Consider the following 19,116-nt stretch of genomic DNA (forward strand, 5'->3'; position numbering starts at 1 on the left):
GCTTTTACCCGGCGCAGAAAAGCAAAAAGCCTGCTTTAAAAGCAGGCTTTTCTAATTTGGCTCCTCTGACTGGACTCGAACCAGTGACATACGGATTAACAGTCCGCCGTTCTACCGACTGAACTACAGAGGAATCGTGTGAACGGGGCGAATATTAGCGACGCCACCTGGTGTTGTCAAAGGCAGAATGCACATTTTGCATCGTTTGCCGATTTATTCTCCACTTTGTCCATCTGGTAACCGTTCTGCGGGAATCGTCGGGGGTAATTCACGCGTCGGGCGGGGGTATTTCCATAACCAGCGCCCGCTGACCATTCTCCAGTAGAACAGCACGCCGCGTACCGCCCAGTCGAGGAACATCCCCAGCCAGACGCCAACCACGCCCATTCCGAGCATGATCCCCAGCGTATAACCCGCCACCACGCGACAGCCCCACATCCCCAGCATCGAAACCCACATGGCAAAACGGGCATCACGTGCCCCTTTCAGCCCGGCAGGTAGCACCCACGAGGCGGCCCAGATCGGCATAAAGGCGGCGTTCAGCCAGACGAGGATCACCACCACGTCTTTAACGTCCTGCTCCTGGGTATAGAACGACGCCAGCAGACTCGCGAACGGCGCGGTTCCCCATGCAATGGCGGTCAGGCCAATGGTCGAGAGCCAGAATACATGACGCAGCTGGCGCTCGGCCTGCCCTATCTGTCCTTTCCCCAGCCGTTTGCCGGTAATAATGGTAGATGCTGAACCGAGGGCGTTACCCGGCAGGTTGATCAGCGCGGCGATGGAGAAGGCGATAAAGTTGCCAGCGATAACATCGGTACCCATTCCGGCGACAAACATCTGGGTTAGCAGCTTGCCGCTGTTAAACAGGACCGACTCAATGCTGGCGGGTACGCCGATGCCCATCACTTCCCAAATAATGGCGAAGTTAAGCGGTTTGAAATAGCTCTTTAAGCTGATCCGCAGCGCCGGATTAAAGCCCACCGCCAGCACCGCAATGATGGCGACGGCACCCACATAGCGAGAGATGGTCAGCCCCAGGCCAGCACCGATAAAGCCAAGCCCTTCCCAGGAAAAGATGCCATAAATCAGCACGCTGCTGATCATGATATTCAGGATGTTCATCCCGCCGTTAATCAGCAGCGGAATTTTAGTATTCCCTGCCCCACGCAGCGCCCCGCTGCCAATCAGCGCAATTGCCGCAGCCGGATAGCTGAGAACCGTCATTTCGAGATACGACAGGGCCATCGCTTTGACTTCTGCGTTGGCCTCTCCGGCGACGATGTTAATGATCTCTTCGCCAAAGTAGTGGATCACCGCCGCCAGCACGATGGAAAACAGAGTCATAATCACCAGCGACTGCCTGGCCGCCGCCCTTGCGCGCCGTGGATCGCGTTTGCCCAGGCTAAAGGCCACCACCACCGTCGTGCCGAGATCGATAGCAGCGAAAAACGAAATGATCACCATGTTGAAGCTGTCGGCCAGTCCCACGCCCGCCATCGCCTCTTTACCGAGCCAGCTCACCAGGAAGGTACTGAGCACCCCCATCATCAGGACGCAGGTATTTTCCAGAAAGATAGGCACGGCAAGGGGGGTGATTTCACGCCAGAAAAGAACTTTGTAACTCTTACGTTTGGCATACCAGGGCGTGCGTTTCACAGCCCGGTGTAAAGCGGAGGTGACGTTCAAAATGGACCTTAGCGAGAGAAAGTTGAAACTCCTTTTCAAATAATGAGGGAGAATAGACGATCCTGCAAAGTATTTCCCACAAAAATATGTTGGGATTGACGTCAAACTGTCGACAGAATCAGCACTTGATACAGATTAGGTAAGATCAGGTTTGACAAAACTTTTTTCGCCGATAAGATAGCACTCCACACCGATTCCTCTGTAGTTCAGTCGGTAGAACGGCGGACTGTTAATCCGTATGTCACTGGTTCGAGTCCAGTCAGAGGAGCCAAATTTAAGAAGCCTGCTCACGAGCAGGCTTTTTGCTTTTCTGCGTAAGCTAAACGCCGCGAACCAGGCAACAAAAAAGGCTCTGTGCCTGAGCAGAGAGCCTTTTGTCCAGCCAGCAGCGATTACTCGCTTTTGGCTTCGCCGTTTTTGATTTCGCCAATCACTTTCAGCTTTTTGGAGATGTCGCGACGTTCTTTCGACAGCTCTGCATTCTTGATGATGTAGTCGTCTACGCGGTCTTCGTAGTCGGTTTTCATGCTGGCAATGATGCCCTGAATCGCTTCTACGCTCATGCCTGGCTTGATGTAGTCGCTCAGGTTGTCCAGCAGCAGCACGCGCTTCTGGTTGTCACGGATCTTTTTCTCAACGTCCTGAATTTCACGTTGCAGTTTGTTCTTGCGGCGGAACAGACGGACAAATTCCAGAACGTCCTGGAACGAAGGCTTAGTAGTTTCCATTTTTACACCCCTGATAATGTGAGATTCGGATTCGTTTAAACAACCGCGATGGCGTTAACCTTACTGACAGCGATTGCTGATGACAATAATTTTTCCTTTGTCCCTATCATAACCTCAATTTCTGCTGAATCGAAGCAGCAGGCATCATAACTGCGCATGTCCGCTTTTTATTTGCGCAATGCCCGGCAGATAAGATGCGACAGCAGCTCAAGCTGGCGAGCCAGCTCCATGCTCAACCATACATAGCCGTGAATGGGCGTTTCCGCCACGTTTTCACCGCGCTGATCGTTAATCAACTGACGCAGCTCGGCAACGATTTCGTTCAGCCGCTCGGTATTGGCCAGAATCGGCTGTGGATTGCCTTCGTACAGCGCATGCGCGATGGTGAGCAGCGTTTGCTGTGTCATCTGCTGCGTCTCTTTCAGCGTCCGGGCGTTCAGCATCACAAAATGGCTGGCTCGGGAGGCCCAATGGGCATTAATTTGCAGTTCCAGAATGCAGACCAGGTTACGGCTGACGGTCTGGATCGCTTCGAAGATGGACTTCTGAATATGGGTCTCTTTGCTGGCCGGGGTGATCAGGCTGCGCATTTTGACCACGTCGTTGAGGATGGATTGCAGGTGCTTCTCAAGCCGCGGGCGCTCGACCAGATTCGGGGAAAAACCGGCCTGATAAACCCGGTTAAAGGCGGTGACGTAGTTCGCCATCTGAATCCGCCAGTGCAAAAACGCCCGCTGCGGCCAGATACCGGTAAACAGCATCGCCAGCAGGGAACCCAGAATGACGTCGCCGCTGCGCCACAGGGCGGTATGCATATCCCCTGTCGGTGCACCGATCACTACCGCAAGAGTAATGCCAATCAGCAGCGCCTGATAGGGCCGTTTGCCCAGCGCCAGCCAGCCGCACAGGAACATGGCAACCGCGCACCACAGCAACATCAGCGGCAGAGAGAACAGCTCCAGCTTCAGGGCTATCAGCCCCAGTACCGAGCCAAAAATCGTGCCGCCAATACGCTCAAACGCGCGCGGGACGACATTACCCCAAAAGGAGATCGGCCCCATGATCACCACCAGCGTGATCAGCGGCCACGTTCCTTCCGGCACGTGCAGCAAACGCACCAGCAAAAAGGTGAGGATAAAGGCCAGCGCAATACGGCATCCATGAACCGTGCGGTAATGGCGATACAGGCGAATTTCAAAAGGGGTTAATGATTTGTCGGGGCGCACTCACGCTCTCCAGCATTACGGCAAACCCTGATTATACTGTGTTTTCTGCCGAAGGCGCGGCCCCCGGCAGAAAAGCCCGACAAAGTGTGGGTATTGGCAACCGCTTAGCTCATCTTGCTTTGGACAGGAATATACATCTCGATATCCCAGTAGCCGTCGGCATTGCCGTCATTCAGGTAACGTTCGAAGCAGGGTTTCGCTGCAATCTGGTATTTGCCGTCTTCAAGCAGGCTGTCGAAGAAATGATTCCAGGGGGTGGCGAAGTCATGATTTTCGACCCGGGCAGTCGCTGCGGCGTAGTCGCCTTCTGCCACTTCGGTGAGGATCACCCCTTCACTGTTGGCGGGGATCGTAAAATCGTCCGGCACGGTGATGACCGTGTCACAGCGTAGCTTTTCAGCCGGTACTTCATCAGGGTTGTCGTAATAGACCGCGATCCACTCCAGCGGCTGGATCTGCTGACCCTTCACCCACATCATCAGTTGCTCAAAACCCTGTTGAACGGTCTGCTCCCAGGGGCCAACCAGGTGAAAACCGGCGATTTTGCGTTTGTTCTGGTGCGTGATGCTGTAGTCCATGCTGCCTCCGTTTGATTACTGTATATGCATACACTATAAAGCAGAGAAAACCTGTTTAACAATTACGCTGTGTTTATTATGTGAGCAGACTCGCAGCGTCGCCAGCCTGCTCACTGCCGGATCAGGCTTTGTGATGCAGATAGTCGCTCAGACGGGAGAACATTCCCCCTTTGCCAACGCTTTCGAGCGTCACCAGCGGCCAGTGAGCCACCACTTTATCGCGATCGTAAAGCTCAATCTCCCCAACCCGCTGGTGCGCCGCGATGGGCGCTTCGAGCTCTTTTTTATCCAGTACGTATTTGGCTTTGATATTCGGCACTTCTGACTTAGGCAGCGCCAGCCAGAAGTCCTGGTCGGTACCCAGCGAGATCTTCTCTTTGTCGCCGTACCAGATGCGCTCACTGCCCACCTGCTTGCCGTTATTCAGGATCTGCACGGTATCGAAATTCTGCTGCCCCCAGTGCAGTAGCTTGCGCGCCTGATCCTCACGGCCTTTCGGGCTCTCCGCCCCCATAATTACGGCAATCAGGCGGCGCTGGCCGTCCACAGCTGAGGCAATCAGGTTGAAACCGGCCCCGGAAGTATGCCCGGTTTTCAGACCGTCGACGCTGAGTGATTTGTCCCACAGCAGGCCGTTGCGGTTCTGCTGGGTAATCCCGTTCCAGGTCAGGCTTTTCTCGCTGTACATATGATAGAAGTCAGGCTCACCGTGAATAATCGCGCGGGAGAGCACCGCCAGGTCGAAGGCAGAACTGTGCTGGCCCGGGGCATCCAGACCGTGAACCGTTTCAAAATGGGTATCGCGTAAATTCAGCTTTTGCACGTAGTCGTTCATCATCTTAACGAACTGCGGCTGCCCGCCCGCCACATAGTCTGCCAGCGCCACGCAAGCGTCGTTGCCGGAGTCGACAATCAGGCCACGGCTGAGATCATGCACCGATACCCGCTCGCCGGCTTTCAAAAACATCAGCGAGGAACCGTCAAACACCGGATTGCCCTTCGCCCAGGCATCCTGACCGACGGTGACCATATCGTCCGGGGTGATGCGATGGCTGTCGATCGCGCGATCGACAACATAGCCCGTCATCAGCTTGGTCAGGCTGGCCGGATTACGCTGCTGATGTTCATTGTCCGCCGTTAAAATCTGCCCCGTCGTGTAATCCATTAGCACCCACGACCCCGCCTGGATAGCAGGCGGCTGCGGCGCATAGTTAATGGGATCGGCAGCCAGCGCGGATGAGATGCTCAAAGTGAGTAAAGAAACAGCAATAAACAGACGGCGTTTCAACGGTGTATCCTCAGGTCATTTAAAATCGTTGCCCTTTTTACGGAACTTCTGTTGTCGATACCTGGAATAATTGCAAAAAAATGTGACAGCACTCAGGTTTTTCCCGGAAATAAGGTCGCAAATTTCACGGTTGAAGGCGCTTTTTCTTCGGCGTGCCTGGCCGGATGGTTTACCATAGCGCCGTCACTCATAAACAGGATGGTATTACTGGTGTCTGACTCCGCCGCGCTGCCCACATTTTTATTCCACGACTACGAAACCTTTGGCACCAGCCCCTCGTTGGATCGCCCTTCTCAGTTTGCCGCGATCCGCACCGATGCCGATTTCAACATCATCGGCGAGCCCGAGGTGTTCTACTGCAAACCTGCTGATGACTATTTACCGCAGCCCGGAGCGGTGATGGTTACCGGCATCACGCCGCAGGAAGCCCGCGAGAAAGGCGTTAACGAAGCCGAGTTTGCCCGCCGCATCCACGACCTGTTTACGGTCCCGAATACCTGCGTGGTGGGCTACAACAACGTGCGATTCGATGACGAGGTGACTCGCCACATTTTTTACCGTAACTTCTACGATCCTTACGCCTGGAGCTGGCAAAATCGCAATTCCCGCTGGGATCTGCTGGATGTCATGCGCGCCTGCTATGCGCTGCGCCCCGAGGGAATTAACTGGCCAGAAAATGACGAAGGGCTGACCAGCTTCCGTCTCGAGCACCTGACCCGTGCCAACGGTATTGAACATAGCAATGCTCATGACGCGATGGCAGATGTCTACGCGACTATCGCGATGGCGAAGTTGGTAAAGACCCATCAGCCCAAACTGTTTGAATACCTGCTCAGCCATCGCAGCAAGCAAAAATTAACCACCCTGATTGACGTGCCGCAGATGAAACCGCTGGTGCATATCTCCGGCATGTTCGGTGCCTGGCGCGGTAATACCAGCTGGGTTGCCCCGCTGGCCTGGCACCCGGAAAACCGCAATGCGGTGATTATGGTGGATCTGGCGGGCGATATGTCTCCCCTGCTGACGCTTGACAGCGACACGCTGCGTGAACGGCTCTATACCCCGAAAGAGGCGCTTGGTGATAATGCTGCCGTCCCGGTGAAGCTGGTGCACATTAATAAGTGCCCGGTGTTGGCGCCCGCCAGCACCCTGCGCCCGGAAGACGCTGAACGGTTAGGTATCGACAGACTACGCTGTCTGGACAACCTGAAGCTGCTGCGCGACAACCCGCAGGTCCGTGAGAAACTGGTGGCGATCTTTGCCGAAGCGGAGCCGTTTACGCCGTCGGAAAACGTCGATGCCCAGCTCTACAACGGCTTTTTCAGCGATGCCGACCGTGCGGCCATGAATATCGTTTTACGCACCGAGCCGCGCAACCTGCCCGCGCTGGATATCACTTTTGTAGATAAGCGTATTGAGAAGCTGCTCTTTAACTACCGCGCGCGCAATTTCCCCGGCACGCTGGATGAAGTGGAGCAAGAGCGCTGGCTGCAGCATCGCCGCAACGTATTTACTCCGGAGATCCTGCAGGCCTACGCGCAGGAGCTTTCGATGCTGTATAGCCAGTATGAAGGGAACAGTGAGAAGCAGGCGCTGTTAAAAGCGCTGTATCAGTATGTGCAGGAAATTGTCTGACGGGATGCAGACATAAAAAAACCGGAGATTAATCTCCGGTTTTTTTTTGCCCGCCGGCGCTACGCGTGCGCGGGCCGACGGGGAATGAGGTCAATCAATTACGCGATATCTTCGTGCTGAGGAACCGGGTTGCGGAAGCTTTTGGTCACGCAGGCCAGGTAAATCAGGCCGATACCACCCCAGATCAGACCCAGAATCATCGAGCTCTCTTCCAGGTTGATCCACAGCGCACCGACAGTCAGCGCACCACACACTGGCATTAGCAGGTAGTTGAAGTGGTCTTTCAGGGTTTTGTTGCGCTTCTCACGGATCCAGAACTGGGAGATCACCGAGAGGTTAACAAAGGTAAACGCCACCAGCGCACCAAAGTTAATCAGGGCGGTCGCCGTCACCAGGTCGAATTTAATCGCCATCAGGGCAATCACGCCAACCAGCAGTACGTTCCATGCCGGGGTACGCCATTTCGGGTGAATGTAACCGAAGAAGCGGCTCGGGAAGACGCCATCGCGACCCATTACGTACATCAGACGAGAAACGCCTGCGTGCGCGGCCATGCCGGAGGCCAGAACGGTGACGCTGGAGAAGACCAGTACGCCCCACTGGAAGGTTTGACCGGCAACGTACAGCATGATTTCTGGCTGCGACGCATCCGGCTCTTTAAAGCGAGAGATATCCGGGAAGTACAGCTGCAGGAAGTAAGAGGCACCGATAAAGATTACGCCGCCAATCAGTGCAGTCAGGAAGATCGCTTTCGGGATCACGCGCTCAGCGTCTTTAGTCTCTTCCGACAGAGAAGAGATGCCGTCGAAGCCCAGGAACGAGAAGCACAGGATGGTTGCACCGGTAATCATCGGCACCACGTTAGCATTCTCAGACCAGAACGGACGGGAGCTCATCAGCGTGCCTGCCCCTTCACCGTGGGCAACACCGTAGATGATAAGACCGACAATAACCGACACAATACCCATCTGCAGTACCACAATCAGGGTGTTGAAGTTAGCCACGGTCTTGATGCTGCGCAGATTCGAGATGGTCATAAAGGCCACCAGCGCGACAACGAAAATCCACGAAGGTACGGATGGCACCAGCGCTTCGAAATAAATTTTCGCCAGCAGAATGTTGATCATCGGCATGAACAGGTAGTCCAGCAGCGATGACCAGCCCACCATAAAGCCGACAGCCGGGCTGATGGATTTCTGAGCGTAGGTATACGCAGAGCCTGCAGAAGGGAAACGACGAACCAGTTTACCGTAGCTCAACGCAGTAAAGAGAATAGCGACCAGCGCAAAGGCGTAAGCCGTTGCAACGTGACCGTCAGTGAGGCCTGAAACGATACCAAACGTATCGAACAGCGTCATCGGTTGCATATAGGCAAGGCCCATCATTACAACCGGAATCAACGTAAGCGTTTTACGTAATTCCACGCGAGAGGTTTTTGGAGTAGCGTTATGCGACATGGTGATTCTCCATTACGGTAAATACCGCCGCGTAAGCAAAAGATTGCCCCATTTTCTGTATTCCTCAGCGACAACAACTGTCGGATTTTAGTAAGTATCTATCCGGTACGAAGCCCGGCCTCTTGATTTAAATGATTTTCGTACATGCAAAAAAAAATAATCGACGCCTTTTATATCGTCGATTATTCCAATGCTTTTGCAGCGGCGGCATTTTCCTTAATTTGGTGCAAAAAGGCAAGCCTTCGGCACGCCCATCAGGTGTAAATTTTTTACTAATCGCCTGTTTTATCGGCCTCATGCTGCGCGTACACCGCAGCAATAGCACTATTTGCTAAAATCTCTTGTCGCCACCATGCGCTTGCAAGCCCGGCAGTCTGTTCATTCCAGCCTATCCATACTGAATCATAACTGGATTGTGCCATCACTTCCTTCTCGATAAGCGCCCCGCTTTCGATAAACCGTTGCGCTAAATATCGCGGCAAAAATCCGCATCCTAAGCCGCTAATTTGCAGCTCGAGCTTGGTTTTGAAATCGAAAACGGTGATCGCTTCCTGATCGTCCAGCAGTTGCGAAGAGGCGATACAACCGGGTAATGCGCTGTCACCCACCACAATGGCGCGATGATTTTTGATCGTCCGCCGGTTCACAGGCTCCGGCTCCTGGGCCAAAGGATGATGCGGTGCGATAACGAAGACCTGTTCCAGTTTCCCCAGTGGGGCAAAACCAAAATCGCTTAACTGGGGCGGCTCATGCAGCGCACCGACCACAATATCTGCCCGCCCCTGTACCAGCGCCTCCCATGAACCTGCCAGTACCCCGTTGATAAACTTCAGACGGGTCACGCTGTGGCGCTCATAAAACGCCTCAATCAGCGGCGCAAGCAGGGAAAAGGGAAACGTATCGTCCACGCCAATCACCAGTTCGTTTTCCCAGCCCTGATGCAGCTTGACGGCCTGCTTTTCCAGCTCCCTGACGGAATGCAGCACTTCCCGTCCTTTTTCCAGCAGCATTTGCCCGGTGCGGGTAAATCGCGCCCGGTGGCCGGTACGGTCGAGGATTTGGATATTGAGATCGCTTTCAAGCTTGTGGACGGTGTAGCTGAGGGCGGAGGGCGTCTTGAAGAGCTTTGCCGACGCAGCAGCAAAGCTCCCCTCTTTTTCGAGCGCATCAAGGATTATCAGGACATCCAGCAGCGGTTTCATGCTCACCCCCTTGTGGTGCGCGACGCTCCGCCAGCGGCATTACTCCATCGGCATAACCAGCGGATCGGGAAAGAGATACTCAAATCCCAGTTCGTGACAGATGCGATTCCCGTCAATCAATTTACCCGTCCCCTCACCCGGGGTATCGTGAAATTGCGGCGGGGCCAGATCAAGCTGGCGTGACATCACCGGATAGAACGTACTGCGTGTAGGATGAGAGGGTGCACATATATTATAGATGTGACCGCCCTTCGGAGCCTGTAAAAGCAAGGTAATTGCGCCGATCACGTCTTCAAGATGCACGAGATTGACGACATGTTGCCCGTCAGGCGCTGATTTTCCGGCAAAAAACCGGCCGGGATGACGCCCGGGCCCCACCAGCCCCGCCAGACGCAAAATATCCACCTGCGTGCCGGGTAAATTATGCAGCCAGTCTTCCAGCTCTTTCAGCACCCGTCCGCTGGCGGTCACCGGTTGGCGTGGCATATTTTCTTTAACCGTACCTTCCACAGCGCCATACACCGAGGTGGAGCTGGTAAAAATAATCCGCGGAATGTGGTGCGCCAGCGCGCTATCGACGATTTCCTGCATCGCCTGCAGATAATAGTTCTCACCGGCACCGGTACGCCGTGCCGGAAGAGTAATCACCAGCGCGTCCACGTTCATCAGCGCGTCCAGATCCTCAGCGTCGCAGATAAGCTCTGGCTCAAGGCGCAGTTCAACGCTCTCGATACCGCACATGCGCGCCGCTTCGACGCCGTCAGGGGTAGTTTTGCTGCCCGTGACCTGCCAGCCCTGTGCCGTAAGCGACATCGCCAGCGGCATTCCGAGCCATCCTAAACCGACAATTGCGACCTTTTTCATCCGTTTTCTCCTGACATGTATGCCTCTGCTTTAAGGCTACGCCAGCCATATGGAACTGACAATTGATAGCGCCAATATGAAATCATTTAATGATAAAAAAAAGCCCTTGCTTTCGGTAGCGTAAGTGGTTTAGGTTAAACGACATCACATGAATAAGCATTCATCGAGAATTTTATGACACGCGTTCAATTTAAACACCACCATCATCACCATCATCCTGACTAGTCTTTCAGGCGATGTGTGCTGGAAGACAGTTAGATCTTCCAGTGGTGCATGAACGCAAGCGAGAGCCCCCGGAAGAACACCTTCCGGGGGCTTTTTTTTGGACCGTATTCAGGCAAGTTACAACAGGATCACAAGGAAACCATCATGTTAGATAATTCACGTTTGCGCATAGCTATGCAGAAATCCGGACGACTGAGCGATGATTCACGCGAACTGCTGGCGCGCTGTGGCATTAAAATCAACCTGCACACCCAGCGCCTGATTGCGCTGGCCGAGAATATGCCGATTGATATTCTGCGCGTACGTGATGACGACATCCCGGGTCTGGTGATGGACGGCGTGGTGGATCTGGGCATTATTGGCGAAAACGTGCTGGAAGAAGAGCTGCTGACCCGCCGTGCTCAGGGAGAAGATCCGCGCTATTTCACGCTGCGTCGTCTGGACTTTGGCGGCTGCCGCCTGTCGCTGGCAACCCCGGCTGACGAAGCCTGGGACGGCCCGGCTTCCCTGAACGGCAAGCGCATTGCCACCTCCTACCCGCACCTGCTGAAGCGTTATCTCGACCAGAAAGGCGTGCAGTTCAAATCCTGCCTGCTGAACGGTTCCGTTGAAGTGGCCCCACGTGCCGGACTGGCTGATGCCATCTGTGACCTGGTGTCCACCGGTGCGACCCTCGAGGCTAACGGCCTGCGTGAAGTGGAAGTGATGTTCCGCTCAAAAGCCTGTCTGATTCAGCGCGACGGCGAGATGCCTGCCGCCAAACAGCAGTTGATTGACCGTCTGCTGACCCGTATTCAGGGTGTGATTCAGGCGCGCGAATCGAAATACATCATGATGCATGCCCCGACCGAACGTCTGGATGAAGTGATCGCCCTGCTGCCAGGCGCGGAACGTCCTACCATTCTGCCGCTGGCTGGCGATCAGCAGCGCGTGGCGATGCATATGGTCAGCAGCGAAACCCTGTTCTGGGAAACCATGGAAAAACTGAAAGCGCTGGGCGCCAGCTCAATCCTGGTATTACCGATTGAGAAGATGATGGAGTAACCACCATGACCTTTAACACCGTTATCGACTGGAACACCTGTAACGCAGAACAGCAGCGCGCGCTGCTGATGCGCCCGGCGATCTCTGCCTCAGACAGCATTACCCGCACCGTGGCGGAGATTCTGGACAACGTAAAAGCCCGCGGCGACGATGCCCTGCGGGAATACAGCGCGAAGTTTGATAAGACAGAGGTCGGCGCGCTGAAAGTCAGCGAGCAGGAAATTGCCGACGCCTGTAGCCGACTGGGCGACGACATTAAGCAGGCGATGGCGGTGGCGGTCAAAAACATCGACACCTTCCACCAGGCTCAAGCCCTGCCGATCATCGACGTGGAGACCCTGCCTGGCGTGCGTTGCCAGCAGGTGACCCGCCCGGTCGACTCCGTCGGGCTGTATATTCCCGGCGGCTCGGCACCGCTGTTCTCGACGGTATTAATGCTGGCCACCCCGGCGCGCATCGCCGGATGCCGCAAAGTGGTGCTCTGCTCCCCGCCGCCGATTGCCGACGAAATTCTGTATGCTGCGCAGCTGTGCGGCGTGCAGGCCATCTTCAAAGTGGGCGGCGCGCAGGCCATCGCCGCGCTGGCGCTGGGCACCGAGTCGATTGCCAAAGTGGATAAAATCTTTGGTCCGGGCAATGCCTTCGTCACCGAAGCTAAACGCCAGGTCAGCCAGCGTCTGGACGGTGCCGCCATCGACATGCCGGCCGGGCCGTCGGAAGTGCTGGTGATTGCCGACAGCGGCGCAACCCCGGATTTCGTTGCCTCCGATCTGCTGTCGCAGGCCGAGCACGGCCCGGATTCGCAGGTGATCCTGCTGACCCCGGATGCCGATATGGCAAAACGGGTGGGTGCCGCGGTTGAGCGTCAGCTGGCGGATCTTCCGCGCGCCGATACGGCTCGCCAGGCGCTCGCGGCCAGCCGCCTGATTGTGGCAACAGACCTTGAGCAGTGCATCGCTATCTCCAACCAGTACGGCCCTGAGCACCTGATCATTCAGACCCGAAACGCCCGTGAGCTGGTAGACAGCATCACCAGCGCCGGCTCGGTGTTTCTCGGTGACTGGTCACCGGAATCTGCGGGTGATTACGCCTCCGGTACTAACCACGTGCTGCCGACCTACGGTTATACCTCCACCTGCTCAAGCCTGGGGCTGGCGGACTTCCAGAAACGGATGACCGTGCAGGAGCTCTCCCGCGAGGGCTTTGCCGCCCTTGCCAGCACCATCGAAATTCTGGCTGCCGCCGAACGCCTGACGGCCCACAAAAATGCCGTGACGCTGCGCGTTGCCGCCCTGAAGGAGCAAGCATGAGTATTGAAGAGTTAGCCCGCGCAAACGTTCGCGCCCTGACCCCGTATCAATCTGCCCGTCGTCTGGGCGGAAATGGCGACGTGTGGCTGAATGCCAATGAATTCCCGACCGCCGTGCCTTTTGGCCTGACCCAGCAGACGCTGAACCGCTACCCGGAGTGCCAGCCAAAAGCGGTTATCGACAACTATGCAGCCTATGCCGGAGTTAAACCCGAGCAGGTGCTGGTCAGCCGTGGCGCGGATGAAGGCATCGAACTGCTGATCCGCGCCTTCTGCGAGCCTGGCCAGGACGCGGTGCTGTACTGCCCGCCGACTTACGGAATGTATACCGTCAGCGCCGAGACCTTCGGCGTGGAACTGCGCAAAGTGCCGGTGCGCGATGACTGGCAGCTCGATCTGCAGGGCATTGCTGATAATCTCGATGGCGTGAAGGTGGTCTTCGTCTGCAGCCCGAACAACCCAACCGGGCAGTTGATCAATCCGCAGGATCTCCGCGCGCTGCTGGAGATGACCCAGGGCAAAGCGCTGGTAGTTGCCGATGAAGCCTACATTGAGTTTTGCCCGCAGGCGTCGCTGGCCGGTTGGTTAACCGATTACCCGCACCTGGTGGTGCTGCGCACGCTGTCGAAAGCCTTCGCCCTCGCCGGGCTGCGCTGCGGCTTTACGCTGGCGAATAAAGAGGTGATCGACCTGCTGATGAAAGTGATTGCCCCGTACCCACTCTCGACGCCGGTTGCCGATATCGCGGCGCAGGCGCTGAGCCCGCAGGGTATCACCGCCATGCGTGAGCGGGTGGCGCAAATTCTTGATGAGCGTCAGTATCTTGTCAGCCAGTTGCGGAACATCGCCTGCGTTGAGCAGGTTTTCGACTCAGAAACCAATTACATTCTGGCGCGCTTCACCGCCTCAAGTGCAGTATTTAAATCTTTGTGGGATCAGGGCATTATCTTACGAGACCAGAACAAACAACCCTCTTTAAGTGGCTGCTTACGCATTACCGTAGGTACCCGTGAAGAGAGCCAGCGCGTTATCGACGCCCTGAATGCGGAGAAAGTATGAGCCAGAAGTACCTCTTTATCGATCGTGACGGCACCATCATTTCAGAACCACCCAGTGATTATCAGGTCGATCGCTTCGACAAACTGGCGTTTGAAGCCGACGTCATTCCGGTGCTGCTTAAACTGCAGAAAGCCGGTTTTAAACTGGTGATGATCACCAATCAGGACGGTCTGGGGACGGACAGCTTCCCGCAGGTCGATTTTGACGGCCCGCACAATCTGATGATGCAGATCCTGACCTCACAAGGCGTGGCCTTTGATGACGTGTTGATTTGCCCGCACTTACCGGCGGACAACTGCGACTGCCGCAAACCGAAAGTGAAGCTGGTTGAGCAGTATCTGGCCGAAGACGCGCTGGATAAAGCCAACAGCTACGTGATTGGCGATCGCGCCACCGATCTTGAGCTGGCCAGCAATATGGGTATCGTGGGTCTTCGCTATCACAGCGACACCCTGAACTGGGCGATGATCGGCGAACAGCTGACCAAACGGGATCGTTATTCGCACGTTGAGCGCAATACCAAAGAGACGCAGATCGACGTGAAGGTCTGGCTGGATCGCGAAGGCAGCAGCAAGATCCACACCGGCGTCGGCTTTTTCGATCACATGCTGGATCAGATCGCGACCCACGGCGGCTTCCGCATGGAGATTGGCGTGAAAGGCGATCTTTACATCGACGATCACCATACGGTGGAAGATACCGGCCTGGCGCTGGGCGAAGCCCTGAAGCTGGCGTTGGGTGACAAGCGCGGCATTAACCGCTTTGGCTTTGTGCTGCCGATGGACGAGTGCCTGGCGCGCTGCGCGCTGGATATTTCCGGCCGCCCGCACCTGGAATATAAAGCCGATTTTGCTTATCAGCGCGTGGGCGACCTGAGCACCGAGATGGTTGAGCACTTCTTCCGCTCCCTCTCCTACACCATGGGCCTGACGCTGCACCTGAAAACCAAAGGCAAGAACGATCACCACCGCGTTGAGAGCCTGTTCAAGGCCTTTGGCCGCACCCTGCGCCAGGCCATTCGCGTGGAAGGCGATACGCTGCCGTCGTCGAAAGGAGTGCTGTGATGAACGTGGTGATCCTCGATACCGGCTGCGCCAACCTTAATTCGGTGAAGTCAGCCATTGCCCGCCACGGCTATGAGCCGCTGGTAAGCCGTGACCCGGATGTGGTGCTGCGCGCCAGTAAGCTCTTTTTGCCGGGCGTCGGTACCGCGCAAGCCGCGATGGATCAGATCCAGCAGCGCGAACTGGTCGAACTGATTAAAGCCTGTACCCAGCCGGTGCTGGGTATTTGTCTGGGAATGCAGCTGCTGGGCCGCCGCAGTGAAGAGTCCAACGGTGTGGATCTGCTGGGTATCATCGATGAGGACGTGCCAAAGATGACCGACCACGGCCTGCCGCTACCGCACATGGGCTGGAACCGCGTCTACCCGAAAGCGGGCAACTGCTTGTTTCAGGGGATTGAAGACGGGGCATATTTCTATTTTGTCCACAGCTACGCGATGCCGGTAAATGCCAGTACCATCGCCCAGTGCCATTATGGTGAACCCTTCACCGCCGCCGTGCAGAAAGACAATTTCTACGGCGTGCAGTTTCACCCGGAGCGTTCCGGCGCTGCGGGCGCGCAGCTGCTGAAAAACTTCCTGGAGATGTGATGATTATTCCTGCTTTAGATTTAATTGACGGTACGGTTGTCCGTCTGCACCAGGGCGATTACGGCCAGCAGCGCGACTACGGTAACGATCCGCTGCCCCGGCTGCAGGATTATGCCGCCCAGGGTGCCGAAGTGCTGCACCTGGTGGACCTGACTGGCGCGAAAGATCCGGCCAAACGCCAGATCCCGCTGCTGAAAACGCTGGTTGCGGGTGTGAATGTTCCGGTGCAGGTCGGCGGCGGCGTGCGCACCGAAGATGACGTGGCGGCTCTGCTGGACGCGGGTGTGGCGCGCGTGGTGGTGGGATCGACGGCGGTGAAAGAGCCCGAGACGGTGAAAGGCTGGTTCCGTCGCTTTGGCGCCGACGCGCTGGTGCTGGCGCTGGACGTACGCATCGATGAGCAGGGGCAGAAGCAGGTCGCGGTCAGCGGCTGGCAGGAGAACTCAGGCGTAACGCTGGAAGCGCTGGTGGAGACCTATCTGCCGGTCGGCCTTAAGCACGTGTTGTGCACCGATATTTCCCGCGATGGGACCCTGGCGGGCTCCAACGTGTCATTGTATGAAGAAGTCTGCGCCCGCTATCCGCAGGTGGCGTTTCAGTCCTCCGGCGGCATTGGCGATCTGAATGACATCGCCGCCCTGCGCGGGACCGGCGTACGGGGTGTGATCGTTGGACGCGCCCTGCTGGAAGACAAATTTACGGTAACGGAGGCGATTCAATGCTGGCAAAACGGATAATTCCTTGTCTCGACGTGCGTGATGGCCAGGTCGTTAAAGGCGTGCAGTTCCGCAATCACGAGATCATTGGCGATATCGTCCCGTTGGCAAAACGCTACGCGGAAGAAGGCGCCGATGAGCTGGTCTTTTACGATATCACCGCCTCCAGCGACGGACGCGTGGTGGATAAAAGCTGGGTCGCACGCGTCGCGGAAGTGATTGATATCCCCTTTTGCGTGGCGGGCGGCATTAAGTCTGCTGACGATGCGGCAAAAATCCTCACGTTTGGCGCGGATAAAATCTCCATTAACTCCCCGGCGCTGGCCGACCCGTCGCTGATCACCCGTCTGGCCGATCGTTTTGGCGTGCAGTGCATTGTGGTGGGGATTGATACCTGGTTTGATGAGGCCACCGGCAAATATCACGTGAATCAATATACCGGCGATGAGAGCCGCACCCGCGTCACCCAATGGGAAACGCAGGACTGGGTGCAGGAAGTGCAGAAGCGTGGCGCTGGCGAGATCGTCCTGAACATGATGAACCAGGACGGCGTGCGTAACGGCTATGACCTGGTGCAGCTACAAAAAGTACGCGACGTATGTCATGTACCGCTGATTGCCTCTGGCGGAGCGGGGACAATGGAACATTTCCTCGAAGCCTTCCGCGACAGCGACGTCGACGGCGCGCTGGCGGCATCGGTGTTCCACAAGCAGATCATTAATATTGGTGAGTTAAAAACGTTCCTGAAGAATCAGGGCGTGGAGATCAGGGTATGTTAACAGAGCAACAACGCGCGCAGCTGGACTGGGAAAAAACCGACGGATTAATGCCGGTGGTGGTGCAGCACGCGGTATCCGGCGAAATGCTGATGCTGGGGTATATGAATCAGGATGCGCTGGCGAAGACTCTCGACAGCGGTAAAGTGACCTTTTTCTCCCGCACCAAACAGCGTCTGTGGACCAAAGGCGAGACCTCCGGTCACTTTTTGAATGTCGTCAGCATCACCCCGGATTGCGATAACGATACCTTGCTGGTGCTGGTTAACCCTGTCGGTCCAACCTGCCATCTGGGCACCAGCAGCTGCTTTGGTGACGCCAGCCACCAGTGGCTGTTCCTGTATCAGCTGGAGCAACTGCTGGCTGAACGTAAGAACGCCGACCCGGAAAGCTCCTACACAGCAAAACTGTACGCCAGCGGCACCAAGCGTATCGCGCAGAAAGTGGGGGAAGAAGGCGTAGAGACGGCACTGGCGGCGACAGTCAACGACCGTCATGAGCTGACCAATGAAGCCTCGGATCTGATGTATCACCTGCTGGTGTTGCTGCAGGATCAGGAGCTGGACTTAACGGCGGTTATAGAAAATCTCCGCCAGCGCCACAAATAAAAAAAACCGGGGAAACCCGGTTTTTTTTCAGCTTGTAGACCGGTATCAGGCCTTGCTGTGGTAGTTACGCAGTGCGCTACGACCTAACACCACGCCGGAGCCAATAATGCCTCCCAGCAGTACCGCCAGAATAAGCACCAGCGAACGCTTAGGACTATCGCGATATACAGGAAGATCCGGTTTCATCACATAACGATAAGCATGGATGGTGGCCGGGTCGATTTTCAGCTTCTCGATATCCAGCAATTTCTGTTTATTCTGGTAATAGCTTTCTGAAAAGGTCAGCGGACGCGATGACTCACGCGCGATCATCGATTGCAACGCTTCGGTACCTAACAGGAACATTGTTTCCTGGGTAACGTCCTGAGTCTGCTGAATTTTCGGCGTGGTGATATTTGCCGCCTCGGCATACTTCAGGGCTTCGGCAACCTGCTTGATACGCAGATCTTTCTGCTCCTGCGCGATCGTCTGCTGGTTAGTCAGCGCATCATTCAGGGTGACGACCTGCTGCTTAATGTTGTCGTTAAGATCAACTTCAAGTTCTTTCTGAATCTGCTCGTCAACCTGCTGGATATACTGTGCAACCTGCTTCTGCGCCGCTTCGGCTGAACCATTCACATAGCTCACGCTTAGTGGCAAAGGCTGGCCTTTCACGGCAGGTTCAATGGTCAGTTTTTCCGGTTCTGCCTTGTTTGCCAGCGTTTGCGACAATGCCGAGAAAGAGGCGTTATAACGGGTAATGACACTCTCCTGAACATCATTTAACTTCGGTGCCGCGCTACCATAAAGAATGTTCAGCGCATTGCTATAGCTACCGATTTGCGCCGCATCAGGCTGGGTAATAATCGCTGTGGAGGTCCACTTTTCTTTAGCGAATGCGAGATAGGCTACGGCAATGACAATAGCAACGGCGACAAATGCAGCAATTAGCCATTTTCCGCGCCAAAGTTGCAGCAATAGATCAATCAAATCAATCTGCTCAGGGTCATTGCTTCGCGTGACCGCGTTATTGTTGTTGTGCGTCATATAATCCTTACAAATGCAAAAAGCATAAAAAG

Annotated in this window: 20 protein-coding genes, 2 tRNA genes and 1 other annotated feature; of the genes, 11 read left to right on the forward strand and 11 right to left on the reverse strand. The window is 55.7% G+C overall.

Annotation, left to right across the window (positions count from 1 at the left end):
* Positions 1-57: 57 nt before the first annotated feature.
* Both M8013_RS15415 and M8013_RS15420 read right to left on the reverse strand, forming a co-directional pair.
* A tRNA-Asn gene (locus tag M8013_RS15415) sits at positions 58-133 on the reverse strand.
* Between the two features lie 80 nt (positions 134-213).
* The gene (locus M8013_RS15420) at positions 214-1,728 is read right to left on the reverse strand and encodes an EmmdR/YeeO family multidrug/toxin efflux MATE transporter (RefSeq protein ID WP_336264271.1); all 1,515 of its coding nucleotides are present in this window, start codon (positions 1,726-1,728) and stop codon (positions 214-216) included.
* 156 nt (positions 1,729-1,884) lie between these two features.
* On the opposite strand from M8013_RS15420, the gene M8013_RS15425 reads away from it, so the two are divergent.
* A tRNA-Asn gene (locus M8013_RS15425) sits at positions 1,885-1,960 on the forward strand.
* Between the two features lie 121 nt (positions 1,961-2,081).
* Here the strand turns inward: M8013_RS15425 and M8013_RS15430 are convergent.
* The 4 genes from M8013_RS15430 to dacD form a co-directional block, all read right to left on the reverse strand.
* Positions 2,082-2,417: a DUF496 family protein gene (locus tag M8013_RS15430; RefSeq protein ID WP_095282548.1), complete on the reverse strand. Its 336-nt coding sequence runs from the start codon at positions 2,415-2,417 to the stop codon at positions 2,082-2,084.
* 167 nt (positions 2,418-2,584) lie between these two features.
* Entirely contained in the window at positions 2,585-3,643 is a 1,059-nt protein-coding gene (locus M8013_RS15435) for an FUSC family protein (protein WP_271268674.1), read from the reverse strand.
* Positions 3,644-3,747: 104 nt separating this feature from the next.
* Positions 3,748-4,221, reverse strand: a complete 474-nt coding sequence (gene sbmC / locus M8013_RS15440) for a DNA gyrase inhibitor SbmC (protein ID WP_271268675.1) — start codon at positions 4,219-4,221, stop codon at positions 3,748-3,750.
* 121 nt (positions 4,222-4,342) lie between these two features.
* Positions 4,343-5,509, reverse strand: a complete 1,167-nt coding sequence (dacD, locus tag M8013_RS15445) for a serine-type D-Ala-D-Ala carboxypeptidase DacD (RefSeq protein WP_271268676.1) — start codon at positions 5,507-5,509, stop codon at positions 4,343-4,345.
* Positions 5,510-5,707: 198 nt separating this feature from the next.
* Between dacD and sbcB the strand changes: the two genes are divergently transcribed.
* Complete coding sequence (gene sbcB / locus M8013_RS15450; protein ID WP_271268677.1) at positions 5,708-7,144, forward strand: exodeoxyribonuclease I; 1,437 nt, start codon at positions 5,708-5,710, stop codon at positions 7,142-7,144.
* A 98-nt stretch (positions 7,145-7,242) separates the two neighbouring features.
* On the opposite strand, the gene M8013_RS15455 is transcribed toward sbcB, so the two are convergent.
* The 4 genes from M8013_RS15455 to M8013_RS15465 all read right to left on the reverse strand — a co-directional run bounded on the left by M8013_RS15455 (position 7,243) and on the right by M8013_RS15465 (position 10,667).
* Positions 7,243-8,601, reverse strand: coding sequence for an APC family permease (locus tag M8013_RS15455; protein WP_271268678.1), 1,359 nt, complete (start codon positions 8,599-8,601; stop codon positions 7,243-7,245).
* Positions 8,591-8,653, reverse strand: a complete 63-nt coding sequence (gene yoeI, locus M8013_RS23625) for a membrane protein YoeI (RefSeq protein WP_418939545.1) — start codon at positions 8,651-8,653, stop codon at positions 8,591-8,593. Before yoeI ends, M8013_RS15455 begins: the two co-directional genes overlap by 11 nt.
* Positions 8,654-8,873: 220 nt before the next feature.
* Positions 8,874-9,803 (reverse strand): LysR family transcriptional regulator, encoded by a 930-nt coding sequence (locus M8013_RS15460; protein WP_271268679.1) that lies wholly within the window; start codon positions 9,801-9,803, stop codon positions 8,874-8,876.
* Positions 9,804-9,842: 39 nt separating this feature from the next.
* Positions 9,843-10,667, reverse strand: coding sequence for an SDR family oxidoreductase (locus tag M8013_RS15465; protein ID WP_271268680.1), 825 nt, complete (start codon positions 10,665-10,667; stop codon positions 9,843-9,845).
* A 174-nt stretch (positions 10,668-10,841) separates the two neighbouring features.
* On the opposite strand from M8013_RS15465, the gene hisL reads away from it, so the two are divergent.
* The 9 genes from hisL (at position 10,842) to hisIE (ending at position 18,058) form a co-directional block, all read left to right on the forward strand.
* On the forward strand, positions 10,842-10,892 hold the full coding sequence (hisL, locus tag M8013_RS15470; protein WP_001364200.1) for a his operon leader peptide: 51 nt from the start codon (positions 10,842-10,844) through the stop codon (positions 10,890-10,892).
* Positions 10,868-10,991: a sequence feature (His leader region), on the forward strand. It overlaps the preceding gene by 25 nt.
* Positions 10,992-11,036: 45 nt before the next feature.
* Positions 11,037-11,936, forward strand: a complete 900-nt coding sequence (gene hisG, locus M8013_RS15475; RefSeq protein ID WP_271268681.1) for an ATP phosphoribosyltransferase — start codon at positions 11,037-11,039, stop codon at positions 11,934-11,936.
* Positions 11,937-11,941: 5 nt separating this feature from the next.
* On the forward strand, positions 11,942-13,246 hold the full coding sequence (hisD, locus tag M8013_RS15480; RefSeq protein ID WP_271268682.1) for a histidinol dehydrogenase: 1,305 nt from the start codon (positions 11,942-11,944) through the stop codon (positions 13,244-13,246).
* Positions 13,243-14,304 carry a histidinol-phosphate transaminase gene (gene hisC / locus M8013_RS15485; RefSeq protein ID WP_271268683.1) on the forward strand — a complete coding sequence of 354 codons (1,062 nt, stop codon included), beginning with the start codon at positions 13,243-13,245 and terminating at the stop codon, positions 14,302-14,304. Before hisD ends, hisC begins: the two co-directional genes overlap by 4 nt.
* Positions 14,301-15,368, forward strand: a complete 1,068-nt coding sequence (gene hisB / locus M8013_RS15490; RefSeq protein ID WP_271268684.1) for a bifunctional histidinol-phosphatase/imidazoleglycerol-phosphate dehydratase HisB — start codon at positions 14,301-14,303, stop codon at positions 15,366-15,368. The genes hisC and hisB overlap by 4 nt, the downstream gene beginning before the upstream one ends.
* On the forward strand, positions 15,368-15,958 hold the full coding sequence (gene hisH / locus M8013_RS15495) for an imidazole glycerol phosphate synthase subunit HisH (RefSeq protein ID WP_271268685.1): 591 nt from the start codon (positions 15,368-15,370) through the stop codon (positions 15,956-15,958). The genes hisB and hisH overlap by 1 nt, the downstream gene beginning before the upstream one ends.
* Positions 15,958-16,695 carry a 1-(5-phosphoribosyl)-5-[(5-phosphoribosylamino)methylideneamino]imidazole-4-carboxamide isomerase gene (gene hisA, locus M8013_RS15500; RefSeq protein ID WP_271268686.1) on the forward strand — a complete coding sequence of 246 codons (738 nt, stop codon included), beginning with the start codon at positions 15,958-15,960 and terminating at the stop codon, positions 16,693-16,695. The genes hisH and hisA overlap by 1 nt, the downstream gene beginning before the upstream one ends.
* Entirely contained in the window at positions 16,677-17,453 is a 777-nt protein-coding gene (hisF, locus tag M8013_RS15505; protein WP_271268687.1) for an imidazole glycerol phosphate synthase subunit HisF, read from the forward strand. The genes hisA and hisF overlap by 19 nt, the downstream gene beginning before the upstream one ends.
* The gene (gene hisIE, locus M8013_RS15510) at positions 17,447-18,058 is read left to right on the forward strand and encodes a bifunctional phosphoribosyl-AMP cyclohydrolase/phosphoribosyl-ATP diphosphatase HisIE (RefSeq protein WP_271268688.1); all 612 of its coding nucleotides are present in this window, start codon (positions 17,447-17,449) and stop codon (positions 18,056-18,058) included. The genes hisF and hisIE overlap by 7 nt, the downstream gene beginning before the upstream one ends.
* A 45-nt stretch (positions 18,059-18,103) precedes the next feature.
* Here hisIE and wzzB read toward each other — a convergent pair whose 3' ends face one another.
* Positions 18,104-19,084 (reverse strand): LPS O-antigen chain length determinant protein WzzB, encoded by a 981-nt coding sequence (gene wzzB / locus M8013_RS15515; protein ID WP_271268689.1) that lies wholly within the window; start codon positions 19,082-19,084, stop codon positions 18,104-18,106.
* Between the last annotated feature and the right edge of the window lie 32 nt (positions 19,085-19,116).

It is taken from the genome of Silvania confinis, assembly GCF_025564085.1.
GTDB lineage: Bacteria > Pseudomonadota > Gammaproteobacteria > Enterobacterales > Enterobacteriaceae > Enterobacter > Enterobacter confinis.